Source organism: Oerskovia turbata (assembly GCF_000718325.1).
In the GTDB taxonomy this organism is placed as follows: Bacteria; Actinomycetota; Actinomycetes; order Actinomycetales; family Cellulomonadaceae; genus Oerskovia; species Oerskovia turbata.
Genome location: NZ_JOFV01000010.1, coordinates 88,729 through 114,066, shown reverse-complemented (window position 1 = coordinate 114,066; position 25,338 = coordinate 88,729). Strand labels below are relative to the sequence as shown.

The window sequence follows — 25,338 nt, the reverse complement described above, 5'->3', positions numbered from 1 at the left end:
CACGCTCCGCCGTCGGGCCCTACCTCACTGCAGGTAGATCTCCGCGCCCGGGCCGAGCGGCAGCCCCAGCAGGTACCAGCCGACGAGCAGCGCGGTCCACACGAGCAGCAGCGCGACCGTGTACGGCAGCATGAGCGAGATGATCGAGCCCACCCCGACCTTCTTGCGGTAGCGCTCGGCGAAGATCACGATGAGCGCGAAGTACGGCATGAGCGGGGTCGCGACGTTGATCGGCGAGTCGCCCACGCGGTAGGCCGCGACCGCGAGGTCGGGCGAGATGCCGAGCTGGATGAACAGGGGCACGAAGATCGGGGCGAAGATCGCCCACTTGGGCACCACGCCGCCGATGAAGATGTCGATCACGGCGGTCATCGCGATGAGACCGATGATGAGCGGGACCGTCCCGAGGTTCGCCTGCTCGAGGGCGTCGGCCATGTTCACGGCCGCGACCGTGCCCAGGTTCGAGTAGTTGAAGTAGGCGATGAACTGGCTGATGATCAGCAGCAGGAAGATCAGCCCTGACAGGCCCGCGATCGTCTTCGTCATGGGGTTGATGACGTCCATGCTGTTCGTGATCGTCCCCGCGCCCTTGCCGTAGCACAGGCCCATGACGAAGAAGTAGATCAGGATCAGGAAGATGATGCTGCCCATGAGGGGCGAGCCCTCGATGAGGCTGCCCGTCTCGGGGTTGCGCAGCGGCCCCCAGGACGGGAGCGTCAGCAGCAGCACGAACGCCGTGACGCCGATCAGACCGAACCCGGACCACCTGAGCCCACGCTTCTCCGCGGCGGTCAGCTCGCCCGAGGGAGCCGGTGCCGCGGGCCCGCCCGCGTCGTGGTCGTCGGCGGCCGGGGCCTCGTCCTCGCGGTAGGTGCCCAGCCGTGGCTCGACGAACTTCTCGGTCACGAGCGTCGCGACCAGGGTCACCACGATGGTCGAGACGATCGCGAAGTAGAGGTTCCCGGTGATCGAGACGTGCTGCGCGGGGTCCGCGATCGACTCGTTGGTGATCTCGGCGAGCATGCCGTCGATCGGGGTGATGAGCAGGTTCACGCCGAACCCTCCGCCCACACCCGCGAACGCCGCGGCGAGGCCCGCGAGCGGATGTCGACCGAGCGTGTGGAACACCGCGGCGGCCAGCGGGATGAGGACCAGGTAGCCCGCGTCGGTCGCGATCGAGGACAGGACCCCCAGGAACACGACGATGAGCGTGATGAACCGTGCGGGGGTGACCTTGACGAGGCGCTTGATGAAGGCGCCGATCAGTCCGACCTCCTCGGCGAGCCCCACGCCGATCATGGCGACCACGATCACCCCGACCACCCCGAAGCCGTTGAAGTTCTCGACGGGTGACGTGAAGATGAACCGGATCCCGTCGGCGCTCAGGAGCGACTCCACGGAGACCGTGACCTGCTCGACCTGAGGGTCCTCGCTCTGGTAGGGCGCGTCCCCGACGAGCTCCTCCCCGCTCGGCTCGACCTGCTCGGTGACCTGGGCCTGGTCGAACGTGACCGAGGTCCCGGCGAGGTAGAACGCGTGCGAGAGCACGATGATCAGGGCGATGAGGCCCAGGAAGATGATGGCGGGGTGCGGGACCTTGTTCCCGACCCGTTCGATTCCGTCGAGCATGCGCTCGAGGGGAGTGCGACGTACGACCGCGGCTTCCGACATGTCGGCCTCTCATGTCCCGATCGCCCCGTGCGGAGTGCGCGAGGACTCGGAGCAAGTATCGCGAGGAGAACGTGTGGATGTGAGGTGAATCACCGGGAGCGGGTGATCGGATGCCGCACCCGCGGGGACGGGTACGGGCCACCGTCTGCCGTGGACGTCTGCCGTGGGTGCTGAGGACGGTCGGGAGCGGGTCCCGGCGGGGCCGACGAGGGCTCGGTGGGGGGGCGGGGCAAGTGCCGGTTCGACCACGGCGCTCGGTTCGCGTACAGTATTCCTTCGGTGGCAGGTGTCCACCCGATGTTCTCTGCCTCCGCGGCAGGTGCACGGGGTGATGCCGATCACGAAGGGCAGTGGCGCAATTGGTAGCGCAGCGGTCTCCAAAACCGCAGGTTGCAGGTTCGAGCCCTGTCTGCCCTGCAAGGCGTCGCCCCTCCCGGGGCGTGCGCGTAGTCCGGTAACGGGTTACACCACGAGAGGTCAGCATCGGTTTCGGTTTCAACGTCACGTAGTGGGGATGAACAGTGAGCGAATCGCCATCAGAGGCGCTGGGTGCTGAAGGCGTGCGCGCCGGCGGTGACAAGAAGAAGGGCGACGCGAAGAAGGGCAACATCTTCTCGCGCATCGCGCTCTTCGTCCGCCAGGTGATCGCCGAGCTCAAGAAGGTCGTCACCCCCACTCGTTCCGAGCTGATCACCTACACCACCGTCGTCCTCGTCTTCGTGGCCGTGGTCATGGCGTTCGTGACGGTGCTCGACTTCGGGATCGGCCAGGCCGTCCTGTGGGTCTTCGGGGGCTGATCCCCGGAGGGCGCCCCGCGTCGCGAGCATCTCGCGGCGCCGGAGTTGTTCGCGCCCGGAGCGTATGGACCGGTACCGGTCCCGTCAGTTGCATGTTCGCGTAGTCAGCAGAAAGCAGGTTCGTTCGTGTCCCAGGAGTCGCTGGACCAGGCGGAGAACGTCGATCCCACCGAGCCCGTCGCCGAAGGCGCCGCGGCCGAGCTCGACGCGCCCGAGGCAGCCATCGACGAGGTCGAGGCGGACGACGAGGCGCAGGACACCCCGGACGCCGAGGTGGGGGACGAGGAGTCGGCCGAGGCCGACGACGAGCCCCGCGTCGACGAGGACGGCGACGTGCTCGACGACCTCGACCCGATCGAGGAGTTCAAGAAGGACCTGCGCACCAAGCCTGGTGACTGGTTCGTCATCCACTCCTACGCGGGCTACGAGAACCGTGTGAAGGCCAACCTGGAGAACCGCATCCAGAGCCTGAACATGGAGGACTTCATCTTCCAGATCGAGGTCCCCATGGAAGAGGTCGCGGAGATCAAGAACGCGCAGAAGAAGATCGTCCGCCGGGTCCGTATCCCCGGTTACGTCCTGGTGCGCATGGACCTGACCGACGAGTCGTGGGGCGCGGTCCGTCACACTCCCGGTGTCACCGGTTTCGTGGGCCACACGCACCAGCCCGTGCCGCTGACGCACGACGAGGTCTTCTCCATGCTGGCCCCGACGATCGAGCCCAAGGCCGAGGCCGGCAAGCCTGCCGCGACGGCCAAGGCGCCGTTCGAGGTCGACTTCCAGGTCGGCGAGTCGGTCACCGTCACGGACGGTCCGTTCGACACGCTCCCCGCGACGATCTCCGAGATCAACGCCGAGGGCCAGAAGCTCAAGGTCCTCGTCTCCATCTTCGGCCGGGAGACCCCGGTCGAGCTGTCGTTCAACCAGGTCGCCAAGATCTGACCCTGCTCGACAGCACCTGCAACCGGGTCATCGCCCACGGCGTCGGCCCAGACACAGAAAGCACGGAACACTCATGCCTCCCAAGAAGAAGGTCTCTGGGCTGATCAAGCTCCAGATCCAGGCCGGTGCCGCAACTCCCGCCCCCCCGATCGGCCCTGCGCTCGGTCAGCACGGCGTCAACATCATGGAGTTCTGCAAGGCCTACAACGCGGCGACCGAGTCGCAGCGCGGCAACGTCATCCCCGTGGAGATCACGGTCTACGAGGACCGTTCCTTCACCTTCATCACGAAGACGCCGCCGGCCGCCGAGCTGATCAAGAAGGCCGCGGGTGTCGACAAGGGTTCGCCCACGCCGCACACGGTCAAGGTCGCGAAGCTGACCTCTGCGCAGGTGCGCGAGATCGCTCAGACCAAGCTCGAGGACCTCAACGCGAACGACCTCGACGCCGCGACGCTCATCATCGCGGGCACGGCCCGTTCGATGGGTATCACCGTCGAGGGCTGAGCACCACCCCCTCCGGACCGGTCCTGACCGGTCCTTCGGTCGGCCTCCTGGCCGGCCAGTCATGAATCATCAGGTCCCGGCAGGTTCGCCCGCCGGGACAGTGGCAGGGTCCGCGCGGACCCGTAGACCACGACTGCTCGAGAAGGAGAAGCAGATGGCAACGCGCAGCAAGGCGTACCGCGCCGCAGCGGAGAAGATCGACCGCGACGAGCTCTACACCCCGCTCCAGGCTGTTCGCCTGGCGAAGGAGACCTCGCCCACCAAGTACGACGCGACCGTCGAGGTCGCTTTCCGTCTCGGTGTCGACCCCCGCAAGGCGGACCAGATGGTCCGTGGCACGGTCAACCTCCCCCACGGCACGGGCAAGACCGCTCGCGTCCTGGTCTTCGCGAACGGCGAGAAGGCGGAGCAGGCCCGTGCGGCCGGCGCCGACATCGTCGGTGGCGACGAGCTCATCGAGAAGGTGGCCGCGGGCTTCACGGACTTCGACTCCGCTGTCGCGACGCCGGACCTCATGGGCAAGGTCGGTCGTCTCGGTAAGGTCCTCGGCCCCCGTGGTCTGATGCCGAACCCGAAGACCGGCACCGTCACGATGGACGTCGCGAAGGCAGTCGAGGACATCAAGGGCGGAAAGATCGAGTTCCGTGTCGACAAGCACGCGAACCTCCACTTCATCATCGGCAAGGTCTCGTTCGACGAGAAGGCGCTCGTGGAGAACTACGCCGCAGCGATCGAAGAGGTCCTGCGTCTGAAGCCGTCCTCCTCGAAGGGCCGCTACATCACCAAGGCGACGCTCTCGACCACGATGGGCCCCGGCATCCCGCTGGACCAGTCCAAGGTCTCGAAGCTTCTCGAGGACGACGCGGCCTGATCGCCTCGCCCTCCAGCCCGACGGCGTCTCTCCCCTTCGCGGGGAGGGGCGCCGTCGGGCTTTGGTCGTCCTGGGGTGGTGCGCGTGGCCGGCTGTGGCTGGCTGTGGTTGGTGCTGGCAGATGCATGGGTTGAGATGTCTGGTTCGTCCTGCCGGTGACGTGATCCGCTCGGTGCCGCGTGGAGACGTTCACTGTCCCGATCGTCCCGGTTCATGCCCGGTCTGCTTGGTGCGGCCACAGTGATGCCTGTCTGGACAAGTGAGTCTCGCGACGCCGTCCGGACAACACATCCATGACGTGCACCATGACGACTGAAGGGTTGGACATGCGCAAGATCGCACACCTGGCACTCGCCGGGAGCCTGGCGGCGGGGACGTTCCTCGTGCCGGCGGCCGCGTTCGCGGCCGAGGGGGAAGCCCTCGTCCTGCAGGGAACTCGTACGGACAAGACGCTCGTGATCGGCCTGGACGGGGCCAGGCTCGACAAGATCGAGGCCGCGTCGACCCCGAACCTGCACGCGCTCATGCAGCGCGGGACGTACGGGCACAGCCTCCTGTATGCCACGAGCGACGCGCAGGAGGTGAGCCAGCGTGGAGCCCAGACGGTGTCGGGCGCGGGCTGGTCGACGATCCTGACGGGCGTGTGGACGGACAAGCACAACGTCCGGGACAACTCGTTCGCGGGCAAGAACTACGCGCAGTACCCGAGCTTCCTCGACCGTCTCGAGCAGGTCGACCCGAGCATCGCGACCTTCGCGGCCTCGACATGGGCGCCCATCACGTCGTCGGCGAGCAACGGGGACATCGTCTCGGCCGGGATCGACCTGCGCCTCGCGACGGGGTCGGACGTCAAGACCGAGCAGGCGGCGATCACGTACCTCGGGACGCAGGACCCGGACGTCAGCTTCCTTCACCTGGACGACATCGACGGCGCGGGCCACAGCCACGGCGCCGACGCTGCGCAGTACACGGCCGAGCTCGAGGTGCAGGACGCCCGCATCGGACGGATCCTCGCCGCGATCGAGTCGCGCCCGACCCGCGCTGTCGAGAGCTGGAACGTCATCGTCACGGCCGACCACGGGCACCTGCCCACGGGTGGTCACGGTGGCCGGGCCCAGACCGAGCGCGCGACGTTCGTCATCGCGGCGGGGGACGGCATCGAGGCGCAGGGGCGGCGGGAGAACCTCGCGATCACCGACATCGCGCCGACCGTCATGCGCCAGGCGGGTGTCGCCGTGGATCCCGCGTGGGGCCTCGACGGCACGGCCATCGGTGACGACGTTGCGGACGACTTCGACAGCCTGCGCCCGGCCCTCGCGCCGCGCGTCGACGAGACGACGGTCCCGGCCGGGACGCTCGGCTTCACGACGACCCCGCCGTCCGGCTGGAGCGTGGACAACTCGGCCATGCCGTCGGGTGGCGTGACCGAGTGGCGTGGCTGGTCGTTCACGACCCAGTCGTTCTGGTCCGCGGCGGAGCCGGGGCAGGCGCGCGAGAACTTCACCCGCGGGCGTGACGTGATCGCGGTCGCGGACTCCGACGAGTGGGACGACAAGAGCCACGGCGCGGGGAAGTTCGACTCGACGCTCGTCACGCCGACCTACGCGGTCGCGGGCAGGGAGCAGGCCGTGCTGAGCTTCGAGCACTCCTACCGTCACGACCGTGTGCAGGTCGCCGAGGTCCTCGTGAGCTTCGACGGCGCCGCACCGGTTCAGGTGGCTGCGTTCCCGGCCAGCGAGAACGGCCGACGCACGATCGTGACGGACGTCCCCGCCGGGGCGCGGGCCGCGCAGTACCGCTTCCGCTACAGCGGGACGAACGACTGGTTCTGGGCTCTCGACCAGGTGCGCTTCGCGACCTCGGGCGGCACGGACCCGGCCGGTGCGCAGGGCGTCGCGCTCCAGGCCGTCGTCGAGGAGCCCGTCGTCGAGGGACGGCTCTCGATGACGGTCGCGAGCGACGGTGCGCCTGTCACGCTCGCGGGCGGCCTGGACGGGGACCACCTGACCTACACCGCGGCCCTGCCGGTCGTGAGCGTCTCCGACACGCGCCTCGAGGCCGCCGGGTGGGCGGTGTCCGGGCAGTCGACCGCGTTCTCCGCAGGCGCGACGACGTTCGGTGCCGAGCGGCTGGGCTGGACGCCGCGTCTCGTGGTGGACAAGCCGGGCGTGCGGGTCGGGCCGAGCGTCTCCTCGGTGCTGGGCGGGGGAGCGGGGCTCGCGGTCCCGCAGACCCTCGCCGGTGCTGACGCGATCGGCCGCAAGGGCACGTCCGACGTCACGGCCGACCTCGCTCTCGAGCTTCCGGCCGACACCGCGCCAGGTTCCTACGGGGCGACGCTGACGATGTCGCTCTTCCCCGTGGACTGACCCTCTGCTCGCGGAGCCCCGGCCCACGGGCCACGGTTCTGCGAACGGCACCGAGCCGCCTGGTTCGTCGCTCCCGAGGGGAACGACGCGCCAGGCGGCTCGGGTCGTGCGAGGTTTCGACGGGCCTCCGGGGAGGGCTTCAGCAGGCGCCGAGGTCCTTCCACACGCCCCAGTCGCTGGGGGCCGGAGCGTCGCCGCGCGTCCACCACTTGGCCTGCCAGGTGCGCCCGTTGTGGGAGACGGTGTTGCCGCCCGTGTAGACGGTCGTCGCGCTCCACGGAGCGGCCGAGCAGGTCCCGCCGGTGGTCCCACCGGTCGTGCCGCCGGTGGTCCCGCCGGTGGTCCCACCGGTCGTGCCGCCGGTGGTCCCGCCGGTGGTCCCGCCGGTGGTCCCACCGGTGGTCCCGCCGGTGGTCCCACCGGTCGTGCCGCCGGTGGTCCCGCCGGTCGTGCCGCCCGTGGTCCCGCCTCCGGAGCCCGTACCGAGCCGTGCGCCGACGGCCGTCGCGAGCGCGTAGTTGTTCTTCTTGTCCCAGTTGATCGACCAGGTCATGACGCCGCCGATCTTGCCGTACGGCGTCGCAGGCTTGAAGGCGCCGCAGTTCGAGCCCGTCTCGAGGCAGTCGACGGCCTTGATCACGTTCGCGATGGGCTGGTAGCCGCCACCCGCCGCGGCCTGGACCGCGGGGACGCCGATGCCGACCTGGTCGGGCCGCAGGCCCATCTCGAGCTGGATGCAGGAGAGCGAGGTGAGGAAGTCGACGCTGCCCTGGCTGTAGACCTGCTGATTGCAGCCCATCATCGCGCCCGAGTTGTAGTACTGGGTGTTGACGATCGTGAGGATGTCCTTGATCGCGAGCGTGAGCTGGTAGTAGCCCATCGAGGTCGCCTGGTAGTCGATGGTCTGCGGGGCCATCGCGATGATGAGGCTCGGACCGGCCTTGGCCGACAGCTGTCGCAGCGCACTGGCCATGTACGTGGCGTTGATGCCGTGCTCGAGGTCGATGTCGACGCCGTCGAAGCCGTACTCCTGCATGAGGGCGTACGAGGTGTCGGCGAAGTTCTTCGCCTCGGTCGCGTTGGAGACGATGACGTTCCCCTTCTCGCCGCCGACGGACAGGATGACCTTGCGGCCCTGTGCCCGGATCGCGGCGATGTCGGCCTTGAACTGGGGCACGGTGTACCCGTCGAGCTCGGCCGTCGAGAGGTTGAACGTGATCCCGCCGGGGGTGCCGGCCAGGTTGTCGGCGAACGCGACGGCGACCAGGTTGTAGGCGGGCGGGATGTCGCTCAGCGGCATGACGACCGAGCCGTTGTCGAAGTTGTGCCAGTAGCCAGTGAGCCACTGGTGGCCCGGGGCGGTGGCAGCCGCGACGGTCGCGGGCTGGGCCGCGGGCTGCGGGGCGGCCTGGGCGCTCGTACCGGCGAGCGCGAGCCCGCCGAGGGCGACCGTGGCGGCGGTCAGCGCCGCGAGCAGGCGAGCCGGACGGCGGGCGCCGTCGGCGGGGTGTCGATGGGTTCTCACGTGGTGCTCCTCTAGCAAGGGGTCCGGGACGTCGTCGTCTCACCGGGACCGTCCGAGTGTCCGATCTGGGTCGGCCATGCCGACGCTACGTGAGCCGCGTCACGCCTGTGATGAGGGGATTCACCACTCTCTGCTGCGAGCGGTACGGGGATCCCCGTACGGGTCGCGTACCCGTAGCCGCGACCTCCCCCCGCCCGACGACGTCGCGCGGGTCGCGTGGAGCGGGTCGCCGAGGCGCTCGCCGGAGGCGCGGGAAGAGCCTGCGGGCGCGTGTATCAAACGCGGTGCCCGTCCCTCTCTCCCGGCAGGAAGGGGTCCGGTGCACCACCGGCCCGCTGTGTCGAGCGTGCGTGAGCACGGGCCGGAGGGAGGTCCTGCGGTGGCGGAAATGCTTGTCCCACCTGGGCAGACGCCCCTAGACTCGGGTTCCCCCGAAGTACCCGAGCACGATCGAGAGCAGACGGCGCACCCAGCCATGACACGGATCACCGAGGACGTCCCGGAAGTCGACGAGCCGGAGGTGAGCCTCGGGGACCGTGCCGCGGCCGCCCTGCTCGACTACCGGGAGGGCAAGCACCAGGCACTGGCCGACTTCGTGCGAGAGGCCACGCCGTTGCTGTGGCACACGGTCAGGGCCCAGGGCGTCGTCCGCGAGCAGGCCGACGACATCGTCCAGAACACCTGGATGGCCCTCGTGCGCAACGCGCACACGATCCAGGAGCCTCACGCGGTCCTCAAGTGGCTCCTCGTGACGGCCAAGCGCGGCGCCTGGGAGGCCGTCCGCAAGCAGCGTGACGACCAGAGGCGCCGGACCGAGCTGCCGGACGACATGCTCGACGGGCCCACTGGCACCCTGCCCTCCTCCGACCCCACCCCCGAGACCCAGGTCCTCGAGGTGGAGCGCGACCGCTACCTGTGGCGCGCTGTCCTCCAGCTGCCGGACCGCTGTCAGCAGCTCCTCCGGTTGATCTCGTTGGCGGACCGACCCGACTACAAGTACATCTCGAGCGCCATCGGCATGCCGGTGGGCAGCATCGGGTCCAACCGTGGGCGGTGCTTGGCAAAGCTCCGCGACATCATCGAGAGCGAGCAGGGGGACAGGACATGGGAAACATCATGAGCGCACCGTTGGGGTACAGCCCCGAGGAACCGCTGGACACCGTCGACCTCGAGATCCTGGCGGATCTCGCCCGTATCCACACGATGCTCGACCCGGTGCCGGACGGTCTCGTCGAGCGGTCGCTGTTCGCGATCACGCTCGCCGGTCTGGAGGCCGAGGTCATGGAGCTCGAGTACGTCCGCGTGCCGGAGATGTCGGTCCGGGGCGAGGCGCCGCCGATCGAGGCACGCACCATCACCTTCACGGCCGAGTCCCTCACCGTCATGATCACGCTGTCCGCTCGTGACGACGGTCGGATCCGCATCGACGGGTGGGCAGCGCCGGCCGGCGAGCTGACGGTCGAGCTGCACCGCCCGGACGGGATGGTCTCGACCGTCGCCGACGAGGACGGTCGGTTCGTGTTCGACGCCGTCGGGCCCGGTCCGGCGAGCCTGCTGCTGCGCGCCCTCGGCGCCGGCGGCGACGCCGTGACGACACCGATCATCGAGCTCTAGCCGTCCCGTCCTTCCGTCTTCTCGGAACGCCGGGCCGATCGGCCCGACGGTAGTCCCCTTCGTGCATTGGAGCACTGATGAGCCAGACCCCTGAGCAGCCTGCCGTCCCGCAGGGGCGACCGGCGTTCGGCGACCGTCCGGGCCGACTGCAGTGGCGTACCCGGACGCTCGACCCGATCACCGCACCACGCGGAGCGGGCAAGGCGTCACCGCACCCCACGTGGTACGTCGGCGACCGCATCCTCCTGCCCACGTCCCCCGAGGACCGGACGGCCGAGGGGCCGCTCCGCAGGCTCAGGGAGACCGCTGCGCGCTACGGCCTGACCGTCGAGATCGAGGAGTCGAGCGAGCAGGACGCCGCCCTGCTCGTCGAGGCGGACCTCGACCCCGAGACGACGGACGACCTTCGACAGGTCTTCGGGTTGTCGGTCCGGCTGCGCCGGGCTGTGGGGAACAACGGCCCGCTGCCCGACGCATGGGAGGTGATCGAGGATCTCGGTGGTCGTCTCGGTGCCGACGACGACGGCAGCCCTCGGGTCGCCCTCGACCACATGATCGCTCCGGCGCCGTACATCGGGGGGCAGCCGGCGATCCAGCCGTTCCCCTACACGCAGGGTCACCCGTACACGCAAGGACATCCCTACACCCAGGGCCATCCCTACACGCAGGGTCACCCGTACACGCAAGGACATCCCTACACCCAAGGTCACCCCGCCGGTACGGCGGAGTACTCCGTACCGGGGTGGGGCGGGCGGACCCCGGTCAACTGGGTCGGTCCGGTTCCTGCCCGCTCGCGGGGCCGCGGCGCCGACGACTTCACGGACGTGGACGGGGTCCGGCGCCCGGTCGTCGCCGTCCTGGACACCGGGGTCGGCAAGCACCCCTGGTTCGACGACGACCTCGACGTGCGTGGCACGGTCGTCGTGCGTGACCCCGAGCTGTTGGGCCAGCGGCTGTCGATCCTCCCGGAGACGGAGTACGAGTACGAGAACCCGGAGATCGGCGGGGTGTCGATCTCGCCCCTCACCGGCCCGCTCGACCCGGTCGCCGGGCACGGCACGTTCATCGCCGGCCTCGTGCACCAGAAGTGCCCGGACGCGGTCATCCTCGCTCCGCGCCTCTACGGCGGGTCGGGCGTCGTCCCTGAGCGGGACCTCCTGCGCTCGCTCCGCCGACTCCTGCTCTGGCACGTGCTCGGGCTCAGCGGACGGGCGGGCTACGCGCCGGTCGACGTCCTGGTCCTGTCGTTGGGCTACTACCACGAGCGTCCCGAGGACGCGGCGTTCGACGCTCCGTTCGGCACGGTCATCCGGGCGCTGCGGCGCTACGGCGTCCTCGTCGTGGTGTCCTCGGGCAACGACGGCCAGGTCCGCCCGATGTACCCCGCTGCGTTCGCGCCGCACATCGACCGTAAGGTGGAGCCTCCCGTGCCCCTGGACCCCTCGGAGCTGCTCCTCGCGGAGCCGCCGGTCATGGCCGTCGGTGCGCAGAACCCGGACGAGACGACGGCGCTGTTCAGCAACGACGGCCCGTGGGTGACGTGCGTCCGCCCCGGTGCGGCGCTGGTCTCGACCGCCCCGACGACGATGGACGGCGCCGTGGCTCCCTCGAGGTGGGTCAAGGAGCTCTGGTCGGACGGACGTCGAGCGACGATCGACCCCGAGGGGTTCCAGGGAGGGTTCGCGTCCTGGAGCGGGACGTCGTTCGCGGCGCCGGTCCTCGCGGGTGAGCTTGCGGCGACCCTGCTGGCCCGTCGAGCGCAGGATCCGACGTCACCCGCCGTGCTCGAGCCCGGTCGTGGGACGCCGCGACGCTGCGCCTGGCTGTGGGGATCCGTTACCCTGGCGACTGGGCTGGTGCCCGGAGATCCGGCGGTAGACATGGGGTGATCGGCGTGGCGCGTCGTGTGCCGGTGAGCGTGCTCGACGCGTGGGCGACGGCCCAGTCCGTCAACGCCCAGGGGCAGCACGCGCGCGCCGCGCGTCTCTTCCGGCAGATCACGGACCAGGTCGGCGAGCCTTCGCCCGAGGAACCACGGGAGATCGCGTACGTCAGGGTCCGGGCGCTCGTCGGGTTCGCGCAGACTCAGTTCGAGCTGACGGGCTCCCTGGCGGCCTCCTTGGAGACGCTCGACACGGCGGCACGGTGGGTCGAGACGTCCCACCTGCCTGAGCTCGACCTGATCGTCCATGGTCAGCGTGGCCTCCTGTTCTACCGGACGGGGCGGGGGGGGCGAGTCGCTCGCCGAGCTGGATGCCGCCGCGTCAGGGCAACGGGACGCCGATCCGCTGGACGCCGCAGTGCTGCTCCTCAACAGAGGGTCTCTCCACCTGGAGCTCGGCAATCTCGACCGCGCGTCCGCCGACCTTGCCGGGGCCGTCAGGTACGCGGACGAGATGGGTGACCAGCTCCTGCTGTCCAAGGCGAAGCACAACCTGGGCTACGTGGAGTTCCTGCGCGGCGACCTGCCGACCGCTCTGCGGGCCATGGAGGAGGCCGAGCACGGCGCGCCCGAGAGGCACGCGTCGGTCGGGCTCATCGACAAGGCGCAGGTCCTGATCGAGGCGGGTCTGCTCTCCGACGCGGACGCAGCGCTCGCCGAGGCGCGCGAGCACCTTGCGCGCAACAGGATGGTCAGGGACGTCGCCGAGGTCGAGCTCCTGCGCGCCCAGTGCCTCGTCGGCCTGCGCCGCTACACCGAGGCTCAGCGGCAGGCCCGAGCTGCTGCGGCCCGGTTCGATCGGATCGGCAACGGTCCCTGGGCGGCTCGTGCTCGGGTCGCCGAGCTCCAGGCGCGGCTCGCCGAGGACCGGTCGGTGGGTATCTCGGCCCGTGTGGCTCGTCGACGGGCGGCGCGGGCGCTCGAGCTCTCCGACGTCGGCGTCGGGCTCGGTGAGGCCGCAGGGCGTGGGGTGACCGTGCCTGCGCAGCTTCTTGCCGCCGAGTGGCTCCTCACGGCGACGGACCTGGCCGGGGCGCGGGAGGTGATGGCGAGGGTTCCTCGTCATCTGGGGCGTGCCGCACTGCCGCTCCGTCTGCAGCACCAGGCCGTGTCGGCGCAGCTGGCGTTCGCCACCGGGGAGCGTGGTGCTGCGCTCCGTGCCGTGCGCAAGGGGCAGCGCATGCTGGCCGAGCACCGTGAGGGGCTGGGATCGGTCGATGCCGTGACGGCCTCCGCGGTGCACGGCGTGCGGCTGGGGCACGTCGATGTCGCGGCCGCCCTGCGCACCGGCCGCGCGGCAGCGTTGCTCGACGCCGTCGAGCGTGGACGGGCGACCGTCGCGGGGAGCGGACGGGTCCGGCCGCCCTCGGACTCGCGGTCTGCCGAGCTGCTCTCCGCGGCGCGCCAGGAGATCGAGTCGGCCCGGCTCCTGGGGGCGAACCTCTCGGGCGAGCTGCTCGAGCGCCGTCGTGCGCACATGAGCGAGGCGCGGCGCCTGCAGGAGGCCGCCCGGCGTCGCGCCTGGCAGGACGGTGGGGGAGCGGCGACGCCGACCGCGGTCACGGCACGTCGCCTGCGCAGGGCGCTGTCGACGGCGAGCCCGTCGACGGTCGTCGCGGACTTCGTCGTGGCGGACGAGACGCTCCGCGTCCTGCGGGCTGACGCCTCGGGGCTGAGCATGATCCGGCTGGCCCCGATGGTGGAGGTCGGCGAGCGCATCCGGCGCGCGCGTGCGGATCTCGACGTCCTGTCGAACGGACTGATCCCGGCTCCCATGCGGGCCGCCGCCCGGGCGTCGCTCGACCGGAGCCTGGCGTGGCTGGACCGCGAGGTCCTCGCGCCGATCGACGCGCAGGGCGACCTGCACGTCGCCGCGCGCGACCTGCTGCTCGCGGTGCCGTGGTCGTCGTTGCCCTCGCGTGCGGGGCGGCGGACCTGGGTCAACTCGTGGATCGACCTGCAGGAGGCGTCGGTCGAGCGGACCAAGCCCGACGTCGTGGTCGTGGCGGGGCCGGGGCTGCGGGCCGCGGTCTCCGAGGCCGAGGCCGTGGCGCAGACATGGGGGCAGGCGACCGTCCTGACCGGCGAGGAGGCCACGTGCTCTGCCACGGTCGAGAGGCTCCCGTCGGCCGCGGTCGTGCATCTCGCGACACACGGGCGCCACGAGACCGACAACCCCTTGTTCTCCTCGTTGCGGCTCGCGGACGGTCCGTTGTTCGCGCACGAGCTCGACGGCGTGGACCTTCGAGGGGCGGTGGTCGTCCTCTCTGCCTGCGAGGCAGGACTGTCGACGGTCCGGATCGGTGGTGAGCCGCTGGGACTCACGAGCGTCCTCCTGCGGCTCGGGGCGGCGGCCGTGGTGTCGAGCGTCGCCCCGCTGCGGGACGACGTCGCCGCGCGGGTGATGCCCGAGTTCCACGGCCGGTTGCGGGCGGGGGCCACGCCGGGGGACGCGCTCGCGGCCGCGGTCGCGAGCGAGGACGAGCCGGTTCCCCTGGTCTGCTTCGGGCCGCTCGCGCTCTGACGGGACGGGCGTCCCCGGATTTGGAGCACGGGCGCACGTCACGTACCCTGTTCCAGTACCCAAGACCGCCGGTCGTACCGTCCTGCCCGCTGACTCGTCAGCTGCAGTCCGGACCGAAGTCCCGCAGAAGTGCGGAGGCCAGCGCAGGTGAGAGTTCACGGAGCGGGCGAGAGCCTGCACTTCGAGCCCCGCGCCTGCGCGGGGCTCTTCTCGTCTCCGCAGGACCTCACCCCCCAGGGCCCCCGCCCTGCGGAGACCGGTGGCACCACCACCGGAAGGATTGCCATGGCGAGGCCGGACAAGGCAGCCGCAGTCGCAGAGCTCACGGAGAACTTCCGCGAGTCGAACGCGGCCGTGCTGACCGAGTACCGCGGGCTCACCGTCGCGCAGCTCAAGCAGCTGCGTCGGTCGCTCAGCGGCAACGCAACCTACGCCGTGGTGAAGAACACGCTGACCGCCATCGCGGCCAAGGAAGCCGGCATCGAGATCGACGCCGACTTCAAGGGCCCCTCGGCCATCGCCTTCGTGACCGGTGACCCGGTCGAGGCGGCCAAGGGCCTGCGTGACTTCGCCAAGGCGAACCCCGCACTGGTCATCAAGGGCGGTGTCCTCGACGGACGCTCCCTGACCGCTGCGGACATCACCAAGCTCGCGGACCTCGAGTCCCGCGAGGTCCTGCTGGCCAAGCTGGCCGGCGCGTTCAAGCAGCCGCTCTACCAGGCGGCGTACCTGTTCAACGCGCCCGCCTCGCAGGCCGTTCGCACCATCGATGCCCTGCGCCTCAAGCAGGAATCGGAGAGCGCTGCCGCCTGATCCTCGTCTGAGGATCACGCAGCACGCACACACCCCCTCTGCTTCCAGCAGGGCTCTGTGGATCGTTGACAGGGCTGCTGCCGAGCACCAACCGAAAGGACCGCCATCATGGCGAAGCTCAGCACCGAAGAGCTCATCGAGCAGTTCAAGGGCCTCTCCCTCATCGAGCTCTCCGAGTTCGTGAAGGCGTTCGAGGACGCTTTCGAGGTCACCGCGGCCGCTCCGGCCGCCGTCGCCGTTGCAGGCCCCGCGGCCGCTGCCGCCGAGGAGGTCGAGGAGAAGACGGAGTTCGACGTCATCCTCGAGGCTGCCGGCGACAAGAAGATCCAGGTCATCAAGGAGGTGCGTGCCCTCACGAGCCTCGGCCTGAAGGAGGCCAAGGACCTCGTTGACGGCGCCCCCAAGCCCGTCCTGGAGAACGTCGCCAAGGACGCTGCTGACAAGGCCAAGGCTGCCCTCGAGGGCGCCGGCGCGACCGTCACCGTCAAGTGATCGCTGCCCTTCGGGGCGGTATCGCATGACAGGTCGCCTCGCGCGGCCTGACAGGTAGCACAGGCGACGAGGCCCGTACCCCCTCGGGGGTGCGGGCCTCTCGTCGCCTCTTCGTCTCCCGGCCCGACGCCGGAGCTCGCCTTCCACGGGAAGGCGGCGGACGCCGTCGGGCAGGGAGTTTCTTCGTGTTCTTGGGCGGCATATGGCGGCCACCGAGAAGATGTCCTCACCGGCCCGGTGGGGGAGTGCAGTGGGCGTGACGACGGTCTTGACAGGCCGCGGTTTCGCGTCGCTGGACACGCTTGACTGGGCCGGGTATGCTAGCGCTTTGCGCTCGCGTGTGCCCTCGGCACCCTCTGAACTGCCCGGACCGTCTTCGGTGTGCGTCCATCGTGCACCACGGCAGCCTCAGGGGGAAGAGGTCCTCCAGCCACGCAGCGTACAGCGTGCAATCGATCTGCAGGGAAGGACCCCTCTTGGCTGCCTCGCGCACCCCTTCTGCTCCGTCCGCCGACGCTATCGCGAACCGCACCGCTTCCCGGCGCGTATCTTTCGCCAAGATCTACGAGCCTCTCGAGGTGCCCGACCTGCTCGGGCTCCAGACCGAGAGCTTCGACTGGCTGCTGGGCAACCCGGCGTGGCGCGCACGCGTCGACGCCGCGGCCGCCGCCGGGCGCCAGGACGTCCCCGCGACGTCGGGTCTCGAGGAGATCTTCGAGGAGATCTCCCCGATCGAGGACTTCGGCTCCTCCATGTCTCTCTCCTTCTCCAACCACCGCTTCGAGCCCCCGAAGTACTCGGCCGAGGAGTGCAAGGAGAAGGACTTCACCTTCGCCGCGCCGCTCTTCGTCACCGCGGAGTTCGTGAACTACAACACCGGTGAGATCAAGAGCCAGACGGTCTTCATGGGCGACTTCCCGCTCATGACCGCACGCGGCACCTTCATCATCAACGGCACCGAGCGCGTCGTCGTCTCGCAGCTCGTCCGTTCGCCCGGTGTGTACTTCGAGCGCCAGGCAGACAAGACCAGCGACAAGGACATCTACTCCGCGAAGATCATCCCCTCGCGCGGTGCGTGGCTGGAGTTCGAGATCGACAAGCGCGACGCCGTCGGCGTCCGCGTCGACCGCAAGCGCAAGCAGTCCGTCACGGTCCTGCTCAAGGCCCTCGGCCTGACCGAGTCGCAGATCCGCGAGGAGTTCGCGGACTTCCCGTCGGTGCTCGACACGCTCGAGAAGGACCACGTCCACACCGAGGAAGAGGCGCTCGTCGACCTCTACCGCAAGATCCGTCCGGGCGAGCCGCCCACGGTCGAGGCCGGTCGCTCGCTCCTCGAGAACTTCTACTTCAACCCCAAGCGCTACGACTTCGCGAAGGTCGGCCGCTACAAGGCGAACAAGAAGCTCGGCGTCGACGCGCCCCTGGGCGACTCCACGCTGTCCGTCACGGACATCGTCGCGACGATCAAGTACCTCGCGGCCCTGCACGCCGAGGTCACGACCCTCCCCGGCACGCGTGCCGGCGAGCCCGTCGAGATCCGCGTCGAGACCGACGACATCGACCACTTCGGCAACCGTCGTATCCGTGCCGTGGGTGAGCTCATCCAGAACCAGGTCCGTACGGGCCTGTCCCGCATGGAGCGCGTCGTGCGCGAGCGCATGACGACCCAGGACGTCGAGGCGATCACGCCGCAGACCCTGATCAACATCCGCCCCGTGGTGGCGTCGATCAAGGAGTTCTTCGGCACCTCGCAGCTCTCGCAGTTCATGGACCAGAACAACCCGCTCGCCGGCCTGACGCACAAGCGTCGTCTGTCCGCGCTGGGCCCGGGTGGTCTGTCCCGTGACCGCGCCGGCATGGAGGTCCGTGACGTCCACCCGTCGCACTACGGCCGCATGTGCCCCATCGAGACCCCTGAGGGCCCGAACATCGGTCTGATCGGCTCGCTCGCCTCCTACGGGCGCATCAACCCGTTCGGGTTCATCGAGACGCCGTACCGCAAGGTCGAGGCGGGCAAGGTCTCCGACGAGGTCGTCTACCTGACGGCCGACGACGAGGACCGCTACGTCATCGCCCAGGCGAACACCGAGCTCAACGCCGACGGGTCGTTCCGTGCCGAGCGCGTCCTGGTCCGCACCAAGGGTGGCGAGACGGCCGACGTCCTCGGCACCGAGGTCGACTACATGGACGTCTCGCCGCGCCAGATGGTGTCGGTCGCGACCGCCCTCATCCCGTTCCTCGAGCACGACGACGCGAACCGCGCACTCATGGGTGCCAACATGCAGCGTCAGGCCGTGCCCCTGGTCCGTTCCGAGGCCCCGCTCGTGGGCACCGGCATGGAGCGCCGTGCAGCCATCGACGCCGGTGACGTCATCGTCGCGACCAAGCCCGGTGTCGTCACCGAGGTCTCCGCGGACCTGATCGTCGTCGCGAACGACGACGCGACCACGACGAGCTACCGCGCGGCGAAGTTCCGCCGCTCGAACCAGGGCACGTCGTACAACCAGCGTGTCGTCGTCGACGAGGGTGCTCGCGTCGAGGTCGGCTCCGTGCTGGCCGACGGCCCTGCGACGGACGAGGGCGAGCTCTCGCTCGGCCGCAACCTGCTCGTCGCGTTCATGTCCTGGGAAGGCCACAACTACGAGGACGCGATCATCCTGTCGCAGCGCCTCGTGCAGGACGACGTCCTGTCCTCGATCCACATCGAGGAGCACGAGGTCGACGCCCGTGACACGAAGCTCGGCCCCGAGGAGATCACGCGGGACATCCCGAACGTCTCCGAGGACGTCCTGGCGGACCTCGACGAGCGCGGTGTCATCCGCATCGGCGCAGAGGTCGGCGCGGGCGACGTGCTCGTCGGCAAGGTCACGCCCAAGGGTGAGACCGAGCTGACCCCCGAGGAGCGCCTCCTGCGCGCCATCTTCGGTGAGAAGGCCCGCGAGGTCCGCGACACGTCGCTCAAGGTTCCCCACGGCGAGTCCGGCACCGTCATCGGCGTCCGCGAGTTCAACCGCGAGGACGGCGACGAGCTGCCCGCGGGAGTGAACCAGCTGGTTCGCGTGTACATCGCGCAGCGACGCAAGATCACGGACGGCGACAAGCTCGCCGGCCGTCACGGCAACAAGGGTGTCATCTCGAAGATCCTCCCCGTCGAGGACATGCCCTTCCTCGAGGACGGCACCCCGGTGGACGTCATCCTCAACCCGCTGGGTGTCCCCGGTCGTATGAACGTCGGCCAGGTCCTCGAGACCCACCTCGGGTGGGTCGCGAAGCAGGGCTGGGACATCTCGCAGACCGACTGCGCAGCCGGCGAGGGCGACCTGTCCTGGAAGGAGCACGTCCCTGCGGTCGCTGCTTCGTCCGAGCCGGGCCGCCCCGTCGCGACGCCGGTCTTCGACGGGCTCGAGGAGGAGGCCCTCACGGGTCTGCTCTCCACGACGCTCCCGAACCGCGACGGCAACCGCATGGTGGGCCGCGACGGCAAGGCACGTCTGTTCGACGGCCGCTCCGGCGAGCCGTTCCCGGAGCCGGTCTCCGTGGGCTACATGTACATCCTGAAGCTCCACCACCTGGTGGACGACAAGATCCACGCCCGCTCGACCGGTCCGTACTCGATGATCACGCAGCAGCCGCTGGGTGGTAAGGCGCAGTTCGGTGGACAGCGTTTCGGCGAGATGGAGGTGTGGGCGCTCGAGGCATACGGCGCGGCGTACACCCTCCAGGAGCTGCTGACGATCAAGTCCGACGACGTCCCGGGCCGCGTGAAGGTCTACGAGGCGATCGTCAAGGGCGAGAACATCCCCGACTCGGGCATCCCGGAGTCCTTCAAGGTCCTCCTGAAGGAGATGCAGTCGCTCTGCCTGAACGTCGAGGTGCTCTCGAGCGACGGTGTCTCCATCGAGATGCGTGAGTCCGACGACGACGTGTACCGCGCTGCCGAGGAGCTCGGCATCGACCTCTCGCGTCGCCCCAACGCAGCATCCACGATCGACGAGATCTGATCTCGGAAGCGGTGGGGGCGTCCGTGAACGAACGCCCCCACCGCCACCCGACACTCTGTAGCACCTCCACCGCGCCGGCCGGGACGAACCCCGGACAGGCCGGCAGACGAAGGAAGTAGGACCACCTTGCTCGACGTCAATGTCTTCGACGAGCTGCGTATCGGACTGGCCACGGCAGACGACATCCGTGACTGGTCTCACGGCGAGGTCAAGAAGCCTGAGACCATCAACTACCGCACCCTCAAGCCCGAGAAGGACGGACTCTTCTGCGAGAAGATCTTCGGCCCCACCCGGGACTGGGAGTGCTACTGCGGCAAGTACAAGCGCGTGCGCTTCAAGGGCATCATCTGCGAGCGCTGCGGCGTCGAGGTGACGCGCTCGAAGGTGCGCCGTGAGCGCATGGGCCACATCGAGCTCGCCGCCCCTGTCACGCACATCTGGTTCTTCAAGGGTGTGCCCTCCCGCCTCGGTTACCTCCTCGACCTGGCGCCGAAGGACCTCGAGAAGGTCATCTACTTCGCCGCTTACATGATCACGTCGGTCGACGTCGAGGGCCGTCAGGAAGACCTCCCCAACCTCCAGAACGAGATCGACCTGGAGAAGAAGGAGATCACGGACCGTCGCGACAACGACATCAACACCCGCGCCCAGAAGCTCGAGGCCGACCTGGCCGCGCTCGAGGCAGAGGGTGCTCGTGCCGACGCCCGTCGCAAGGTCCGGGACTCGGCCGAGCGCGAGATGGCGGCGATCCGCAAGCGCTCCGACGCCGAGCTCGACCGCCTGGACCAGGTCTGGGACCGTTTCAAGAACCTCAAGGTCGCCGACCTCGAGGGCGACGAGATGCTCTACCGCGCCCTCCAGGACCGGTACGGCAACTACTTCGAGGGCTCGATGGGCGCCGCGGCGATCCAGAAGCGTCTTCAGGACTTCGACCTGGTCGCCGAGGCCGAGCTGCTGCGCGAGATCATCCGCAGCGGCAAGGGCCAGAAGAAGACCCGCGCCCTCAAGCGCCTCAAGGTCGTCAACGCGTTCCTGACCACGACCAACTCGCCCACAGGCATGGTGCTGGACGCCGTCCCGGTCATCCCGCCGGACCTGCGCCCCATGGTGCAGCTCGACGGTGGCCGCTTCGCGACCTCGGACCTCAACGACCTGTACCGCCGCGTGATCAACCGGAACAACCGCCTCAAGCGTCTCCTCGACCTGGGCGCCCCGGAGATCATCGTCAACAACGAGAAGCGCATGCTGCAGGAAGCTGTGGACTCGCTCTTCGACAACGGCCGTCGTGGTCGCCCGGTCACGGGCCCCGGCAACCGTCCTCTGAAGTCGATCTCCGACATGCTCAAGGGCAAGCAGGGTCGATTCCGTCAGAACCTCCTCGGCAAGCGTGTCGACTACTCGGGCCGTTCGGTCATCGTGGTCGGCCCGCAGCTCAAGCTGCACCAGTGCGGTCTGCCCAAGCAGATGGCCCTCGAGCTCTTCAAGCCCTTCGTGATGAAGCGCCTCGTGGACCTGAACCACGCGCAGAACATCAAGAGCGCCAAGCGCATGGTCGAGCGCGCCCGCCCGGTCGTGTGGGACGTCCTCGAAGAGGTCATCACCGAGCACCCCGTGCTGCTCAACCGTGCGCCCACGCTGCACCGCCTCGGCATCCAGGCCTTCGAGCCCCAGCTGGTCGAGGGCAAGGCCATCCACCTGCACCCGCTCGTGTGTGCCGCGTTCAACGCGGACTTCGACGGTGACCAGATGGCCGTGCACCTGCCGCTGTCGGCCGAGGCCCAGGCAGAGGCGCGCATCCTCATGCTCTCGAGCAACAACATCCTGAAGCCGTCGGACGGGCGTCCGGTGACCATGCCTTCGCAGGACATGATCATCGGTCTGTACCACCTGACGAACGACAAGAAGGACGCCAAGGGTGCGGGGCGCGCGTTCAGCTCGGTCGCCGAGGCCATCATGGCCTTCGACTCCGGCTCTCTGGACCTGAACGCCGAGGTCAGCATCCGCATGGACGGTCTGGTCTTCGCCGAGGGCGAGGCCCCCGAGGGCTTCGTCCCCGGAGAGCCGTTCGTCTTCGCGACGACCCTCGGTCGCGCGCTCTTCAACGAGACGCTGCCCGTGAGCTACGGCTACGTGAACGGCATCGTCGACAAGAAGAAGCTCTCGACGATCGTCAACGAGCTCGCCGAGACCTACCCCAAGGTCGAGGTCGCTGCCTCGCTCGACGCGCTCAAGGAGGCCGGCTTCCGCTGGGCCACCCGTTCGGGTGTCACCATCGCCATCTCCGACGTCGCGACCCCCGCGGCGAAGGCGGCGATCCTGGAGGAGCACGAGGCCCGTGCCCTGAAGGTGCAGCAGGAGTACGACCGTGGTCTGATCACCGACGACGAGCGTCGCCAGGAGCTCATCGAGATCTGGACGCAGGCCACCGACAAGGTCGCGACCGCGATGCGCTCGAGCTTCCCGGAGCGCAACACCGTCTACACGATGGTCGGCTCGGGTGCTCGCGGTAACTGGATGCAGGTCCGTCAGATCGCCGGTATGCGCGGCCTCGTGGCGAACCCGAAGGGTGAGATCATCCCTCGCCCGATCAAGTCCAACTACCGCGAGGGCCTCTCGGTCCTCGAGTACTTCATCGCGACGCACGGTGCCCGCAAGGGCCTCGCCGACACCGCTCTGCGCACCGCCGACTCGGGCTACCTGACCCGTCGTCTGGTCGACGTGTCGCAGGACGTCATCGTCCGCGAGGAGGACTGCGGCACCGAGCGTGGCCTGACGCTGCCCGTGGGCGAGAAGATCGGCGACCGCCTGGTCCGTCACGACAAGGTCGAGACGAGCATCTACTCGCGCACCCTCGCCTCCGACATGGAGGACGCTGACGGCAACGTCATCGCCAAGGCGGGGGACGACGCCGGTGACCTAGTCATCGACGCACTCCTCGCGGCCGGGATCGACACGGTCAAGGTCCGCTCGGTCCTGACCTGCGAGTCCCGCGTCGGCACGTGCGCCAAGTGCTACGGGCGCTCGCTGGCCACCGGCAAGCTCGTCGACATCGGCGAGGCCGTCGGCATCATCGCGGCCCAGTCGATCGGTGAGCCCGGCACGCAGCTGACGATGCGTACCTTCCACACCGGTGGTGTGGCCTCCGCGGACGACATCACGCAGGGTCTGCCCCGTGTGACCGAGCTCTTCGAGGCACGTACCCCGAAGGGTGAGGGCCCCATCGCGGAGTTCTCGGGTCGCATCACGATCGACGAGGCGGAGCGCACGCGCCGCATCGTCCTGACCCCCGACGACGGCTCCGAGGAGCTCGCCTACCCGGTGACGAAGCGTTCGCGCCTCCTCGTCAGCGACGGCGACCACGTCGAGGTCGGCACGCAGCTCGTCCAGGGTGCGGTCGACCCGAAGAAGGTCCTGCGCATCCTCGGCCCCCGCGCGACCCAGAAGCACCTGGTGGACGAGGTCCAGGAGGTCTACCGCTCCCAGGGCGTGGACATCCACGACAAGCACATCGAGGTCATCGTGCGGCAGATGCTGCGTCGCGTGACCGTGCTGGACTCGGGCGACTCGCAGCTCCTGCCGGGCGAGCTCGCCGAGCGCGGGCGCTTCGAGGACGCCAACCGTCGCGCGGTGTCGGAAGGTGGACAGCCGGCCTCCGGCCGTCCCGAGCTGATGGGCATCACGAAGGCGTCGCTCGCGACGGACTCGTGGCTGTCGGCGGCCTCCTTCCAGGAGACGACGCGTGTCCTCACCGAGGCGGCGATGAGCGGTCGTCGTGACCCGCTCCTCGGCCTCAAGGAGAACGTCATCCTCGGTAAGCTCATCCCGGCCGGTACGGGTCTGCCCCGCTACCGCAACGTCGAGGTCGAGCCCACCGAGCAGGCCAAGACGGAGCTCTACCCGAGCTTCGGCTACGACGAGATCGACTTCCAGGGGCTCGGCATGGGCTCCGGCGAGGCGATCCCGCTCGAGGACCTGGACTTCGGCGACTACCGCTGACCTCGGCGCCGTGGCCCGACGACCCTGCGTCGTCGGGCCACGGCGGACCGAGTAGCACAGGGGGTGACCTCGGCGCGCTGGACGCGCCGAGGTCACCCCCTGTCTCTTTGACTACCTGCCGCCTGGCAGGTAACGTAGTAGACCGTGCCCGCGCCGTCGTGCACGCTGTGTCGTTTCCAGCGTGCCGATGTGAGTGCGCGAGCATTCCGGTGCCTGAGCTCTTCGGCCGATCCTCGGATCGTTCGTGGGTCCAGCCCGGACCATCGAGCCGGTGGTACGTGGCGATTGCGACGCTCAGCGTCGCAGGTGCCGTTTGCCGTCGGCACCCACAGCCCGTTGAGACCACCGCCGGGGATCACCCCGGTCCAGCTCGAGAAGACACGGAGACGTAGTGCCTACGATCCAGCAGCTCGTCCGCAAGGGGCGGACCTCGAAGGCAGGGAAGTCCAAGACTCCCGCCCTCAAGGGTTCCCCGCAGCGGCGTGGTGTGTGCACGCGTGTGTACACCACCACCCCCAAGAAGCCGAACTCCGCACTGCGCAAGGTCGCACGCGTGAAGCTCTCGTCCCAGATCGAGGTCACCGCGTACATCCCCGGTGTCGGCCACAACCTCCAGGAGCACTCCATCGTGCTCGTCCGCGGCGGTCGTGTGAAGGACCTCCCCGGTGTCCGCTACAAGATCGTCCGTGGCGCGCTCGACACCCAGGGCGTCAAGAACCGCAAGCAGGCTCGCAGCCGCTACGGTGCCAAGAAGGAGAAGAGCTAATGCCTCGTAAGGGCCCCGCCCCGAAGCGGCCGCTCATCGTCGACCCTGTCTACGGTTCCCCGGTCGTCACCCAGCTCATCAACAAGGTCCTCCTGGACGGCAAGAAGTCGACCGCCGAGGCGATCGTCTACGGTGCCCTCGAGGGTGTCCGCGCGAAGACCGACGGTGACCCCGTCGTCGTCCTCAAGCGTGCTCTCGAGAACGTGCGCCCGGCCCTCGAGGTCCGTTCGCGCCGTGTCGGTGGCGCGACCTACCAGGTCCCCGTCGAGGTGCGCCCCACGCGTTCCACGACGCTCGCGCTGCGCTGGCTCACGGACTACTCGCGCGCCCGTCGCGAGAAGACCATGACCGAGCGCCTCATGAACGAGATCCTCGACGCGAGCAACGGCCTCGGTGCCGCGGTCAAGCGTCGTGAGGACATGCACAAGATGGCCGAGTCCAACAAGGCCTTCGCGCACTACCGCTGGTAGTCCGCCCGACCGGCCCTGGGGGATCACCCCCGGGGCCGTC

The 25,338-nt window shown here is 69.1% G+C and carries 17 protein-coding genes and 1 tRNA gene; 16 read left to right on the top strand and 2 right to left on the bottom strand.

Annotated elements, in window-relative coordinates; genetic code table 11:
- Window positions 1-24: 24 nt before the first annotated feature.
- Complete coding sequence (locus IE95_RS0112485; RefSeq protein WP_240666401.1) at window positions 25-1,629, bottom strand: AbgT family transporter; 1,605 nt, start codon at window positions 1,627-1,629, stop codon at window positions 25-27.
- A gap of 386 nt (window positions 1,630-2,015) precedes the next feature.
- On the opposite strand from IE95_RS0112485, the gene IE95_RS0112480 reads away from it, so the two are divergent.
- The 6 genes from IE95_RS0112480 to IE95_RS0112455 all read left to right on the top strand — a co-directional run bounded on the left by IE95_RS0112480 (window position 2,016) and on the right by IE95_RS0112455 (window position 7,155).
- Window positions 2,016-2,088: transfer RNA gene (locus IE95_RS0112480), tRNA-Trp, on the top strand.
- A 104-nt stretch (window positions 2,089-2,192) separates the two neighbouring features.
- Window positions 2,193-2,468 carry a preprotein translocase subunit SecE gene (gene secE / locus IE95_RS0112475; RefSeq protein ID WP_030151956.1) on the top strand — a complete coding sequence of 92 codons (276 nt, stop codon included), beginning with the start codon at window positions 2,193-2,195 and terminating at the stop codon, window positions 2,466-2,468.
- A 126-nt stretch (window positions 2,469-2,594) separates the two neighbouring features.
- Complete coding sequence (nusG, locus tag IE95_RS0112470; RefSeq protein ID WP_030151955.1) at window positions 2,595-3,410, top strand: transcription termination/antitermination protein NusG; 816 nt, start codon at window positions 2,595-2,597, stop codon at window positions 3,408-3,410.
- Between the two features lie 73 nt (window positions 3,411-3,483).
- Window positions 3,484-3,915 (top strand): 50S ribosomal protein L11, encoded by a 432-nt coding sequence (gene rplK, locus IE95_RS0112465; protein WP_030151954.1) that lies wholly within the window; start codon window positions 3,484-3,486, stop codon window positions 3,913-3,915.
- Between the two features lie 154 nt (window positions 3,916-4,069).
- Entirely contained in the window at window positions 4,070-4,786 is a 717-nt protein-coding gene (rplA, locus tag IE95_RS0112460; protein WP_030151953.1) for a 50S ribosomal protein L1, read from the top strand.
- A 326-nt stretch (window positions 4,787-5,112) separates the two neighbouring features.
- Entirely contained in the window at window positions 5,113-7,155 is a 2,043-nt protein-coding gene (locus IE95_RS0112455; protein ID WP_051703061.1) for an alkaline phosphatase family protein, read from the top strand.
- 139 nt (window positions 7,156-7,294) lie between these two features.
- Here the strand turns inward: IE95_RS0112455 and IE95_RS18985 are convergent, their stop codons facing one another.
- Window positions 7,295-8,680: a glycosyl hydrolase family 18 protein gene (locus tag IE95_RS18985; RefSeq protein ID WP_206053342.1), complete on the bottom strand. Its 1,386-nt coding sequence runs from the start codon at window positions 8,678-8,680 to the stop codon at window positions 7,295-7,297.
- A 475-nt stretch (window positions 8,681-9,155) separates the two neighbouring features.
- Here IE95_RS18985 and IE95_RS0112440 point away from each other — a divergent pair, with 475 nt between their 5' ends.
- From IE95_RS0112440 to rpsG, 10 genes are all read left to right on the top strand, one after another.
- Window positions 9,156-9,800, top strand: a complete 645-nt coding sequence (locus tag IE95_RS0112440) for an RNA polymerase sigma factor (RefSeq protein ID WP_030151950.1) — start codon at window positions 9,156-9,158, stop codon at window positions 9,798-9,800.
- Entirely contained in the window at window positions 9,797-10,294 is a 498-nt protein-coding gene (locus IE95_RS0112435; RefSeq protein WP_030151949.1) for a carboxypeptidase regulatory-like domain-containing protein, read from the top strand. The genes IE95_RS0112440 and IE95_RS0112435 overlap by 4 nt, the downstream gene beginning before the upstream one ends.
- A gap of 77 nt (window positions 10,295-10,371) precedes the next feature.
- Window positions 10,372-12,183, top strand: a complete 1,812-nt coding sequence (locus IE95_RS0112430) for a S8/S53 family peptidase (RefSeq protein WP_030151948.1) — start codon at window positions 10,372-10,374, stop codon at window positions 12,181-12,183.
- A gap of 411 nt (window positions 12,184-12,594) precedes the next feature.
- Window positions 12,595-14,760 carry a CHAT domain-containing protein gene (locus IE95_RS18980; RefSeq protein WP_036571960.1) on the top strand — a complete coding sequence of 722 codons (2,166 nt, stop codon included), beginning with the start codon at window positions 12,595-12,597 and terminating at the stop codon, window positions 14,758-14,760.
- A 285-nt stretch (window positions 14,761-15,045) separates the two neighbouring features.
- Window positions 15,046-15,573 carry a 50S ribosomal protein L10 gene (gene rplJ, locus IE95_RS0112420; protein WP_030151947.1) on the top strand — a complete coding sequence of 176 codons (528 nt, stop codon included), beginning with the start codon at window positions 15,046-15,048 and terminating at the stop codon, window positions 15,571-15,573.
- Window positions 15,574-15,681: 108 nt separating this feature from the next.
- A complete protein-coding gene (rplL, locus tag IE95_RS0112415) occupies window positions 15,682-16,065 on the top strand; it encodes a 50S ribosomal protein L7/L12 (RefSeq protein ID WP_030151946.1) in 384 nt (127 codons plus the stop codon).
- 476 nt (window positions 16,066-16,541) lie between these two features.
- Complete coding sequence (gene rpoB, locus IE95_RS0112410; RefSeq protein WP_030151945.1) at window positions 16,542-20,066, top strand: DNA-directed RNA polymerase subunit beta; 3,525 nt, start codon at window positions 16,542-16,544, stop codon at window positions 20,064-20,066.
- A gap of 126 nt (window positions 20,067-20,192) precedes the next feature.
- Window positions 20,193-24,062, top strand: coding sequence for a DNA-directed RNA polymerase subunit beta' (locus IE95_RS0112405; RefSeq protein WP_030151944.1), 3,870 nt, complete (start codon window positions 20,193-20,195; stop codon window positions 24,060-24,062).
- 391 nt (window positions 24,063-24,453) lie between these two features.
- Entirely contained in the window at window positions 24,454-24,828 is a 375-nt protein-coding gene (rpsL, locus tag IE95_RS0112400; RefSeq protein WP_030151943.1) for a 30S ribosomal protein S12, read from the top strand.
- Complete coding sequence (gene rpsG / locus IE95_RS0112395) at window positions 24,828-25,298, top strand: 30S ribosomal protein S7 (RefSeq protein ID WP_030151942.1); 471 nt, start codon at window positions 24,828-24,830, stop codon at window positions 25,296-25,298. The genes rpsL and rpsG overlap by 1 nt, the downstream gene beginning before the upstream one ends.
- The last annotated feature ends 40 nt before the right edge of the window (window positions 25,299-25,338 follow it).

What these genes read in the sequence shown, in the direction of transcription:
- IE95_RS0112430 (WP_030151948.1), top strand. Translation starts at nt 10,372, where the DNA reads ATGAGCCAGACCCCTGAGCAGCCTGCCGTCCCGCAGGGGCGACCGGCG.
- rpsG (WP_030151942.1), top strand. Translation starts at nt 24,828, where the DNA reads ATGCCTCGTAAGGGCCCCGCCCCGAAGCGGCCGCTCATCGTCGACCCT.
- IE95_RS0112440 (WP_030151950.1), top strand. Translation starts at nt 9,156, where the DNA reads ATGACACGGATCACCGAGGACGTCCCGGAAGTCGACGAGCCGGAGGTG.
- rplK (WP_030151954.1), top strand. Translation starts at nt 3,484, where the DNA reads ATGCCTCCCAAGAAGAAGGTCTCTGGGCTGATCAAGCTCCAGATCCAG.
- rplJ (WP_030151947.1), top strand. Translation starts at nt 15,046, where the DNA reads ATGGCGAGGCCGGACAAGGCAGCCGCAGTCGCAGAGCTCACGGAGAAC.
- IE95_RS0112435 (WP_030151949.1), top strand. Translation starts at nt 9,797, where the DNA reads ATGAGCGCACCGTTGGGGTACAGCCCCGAGGAACCGCTGGACACCGTC.
- IE95_RS0112455 (WP_051703061.1), top strand. Translation starts at nt 5,113, where the DNA reads ATGCGCAAGATCGCACACCTGGCACTCGCCGGGAGCCTGGCGGCGGGG.
- IE95_RS0112485 (WP_240666401.1), bottom strand. Translation starts at nt 1,629, where the DNA reads ATGCTCGACGGAATCGAACGGGTCGGGAACAAGGTCCCGCACCCCGCC.
- rplA (WP_030151953.1), top strand. Translation starts at nt 4,070, where the DNA reads ATGGCAACGCGCAGCAAGGCGTACCGCGCCGCAGCGGAGAAGATCGAC.
- rplL (WP_030151946.1), top strand. Translation starts at nt 15,682, where the DNA reads ATGGCGAAGCTCAGCACCGAAGAGCTCATCGAGCAGTTCAAGGGCCTC.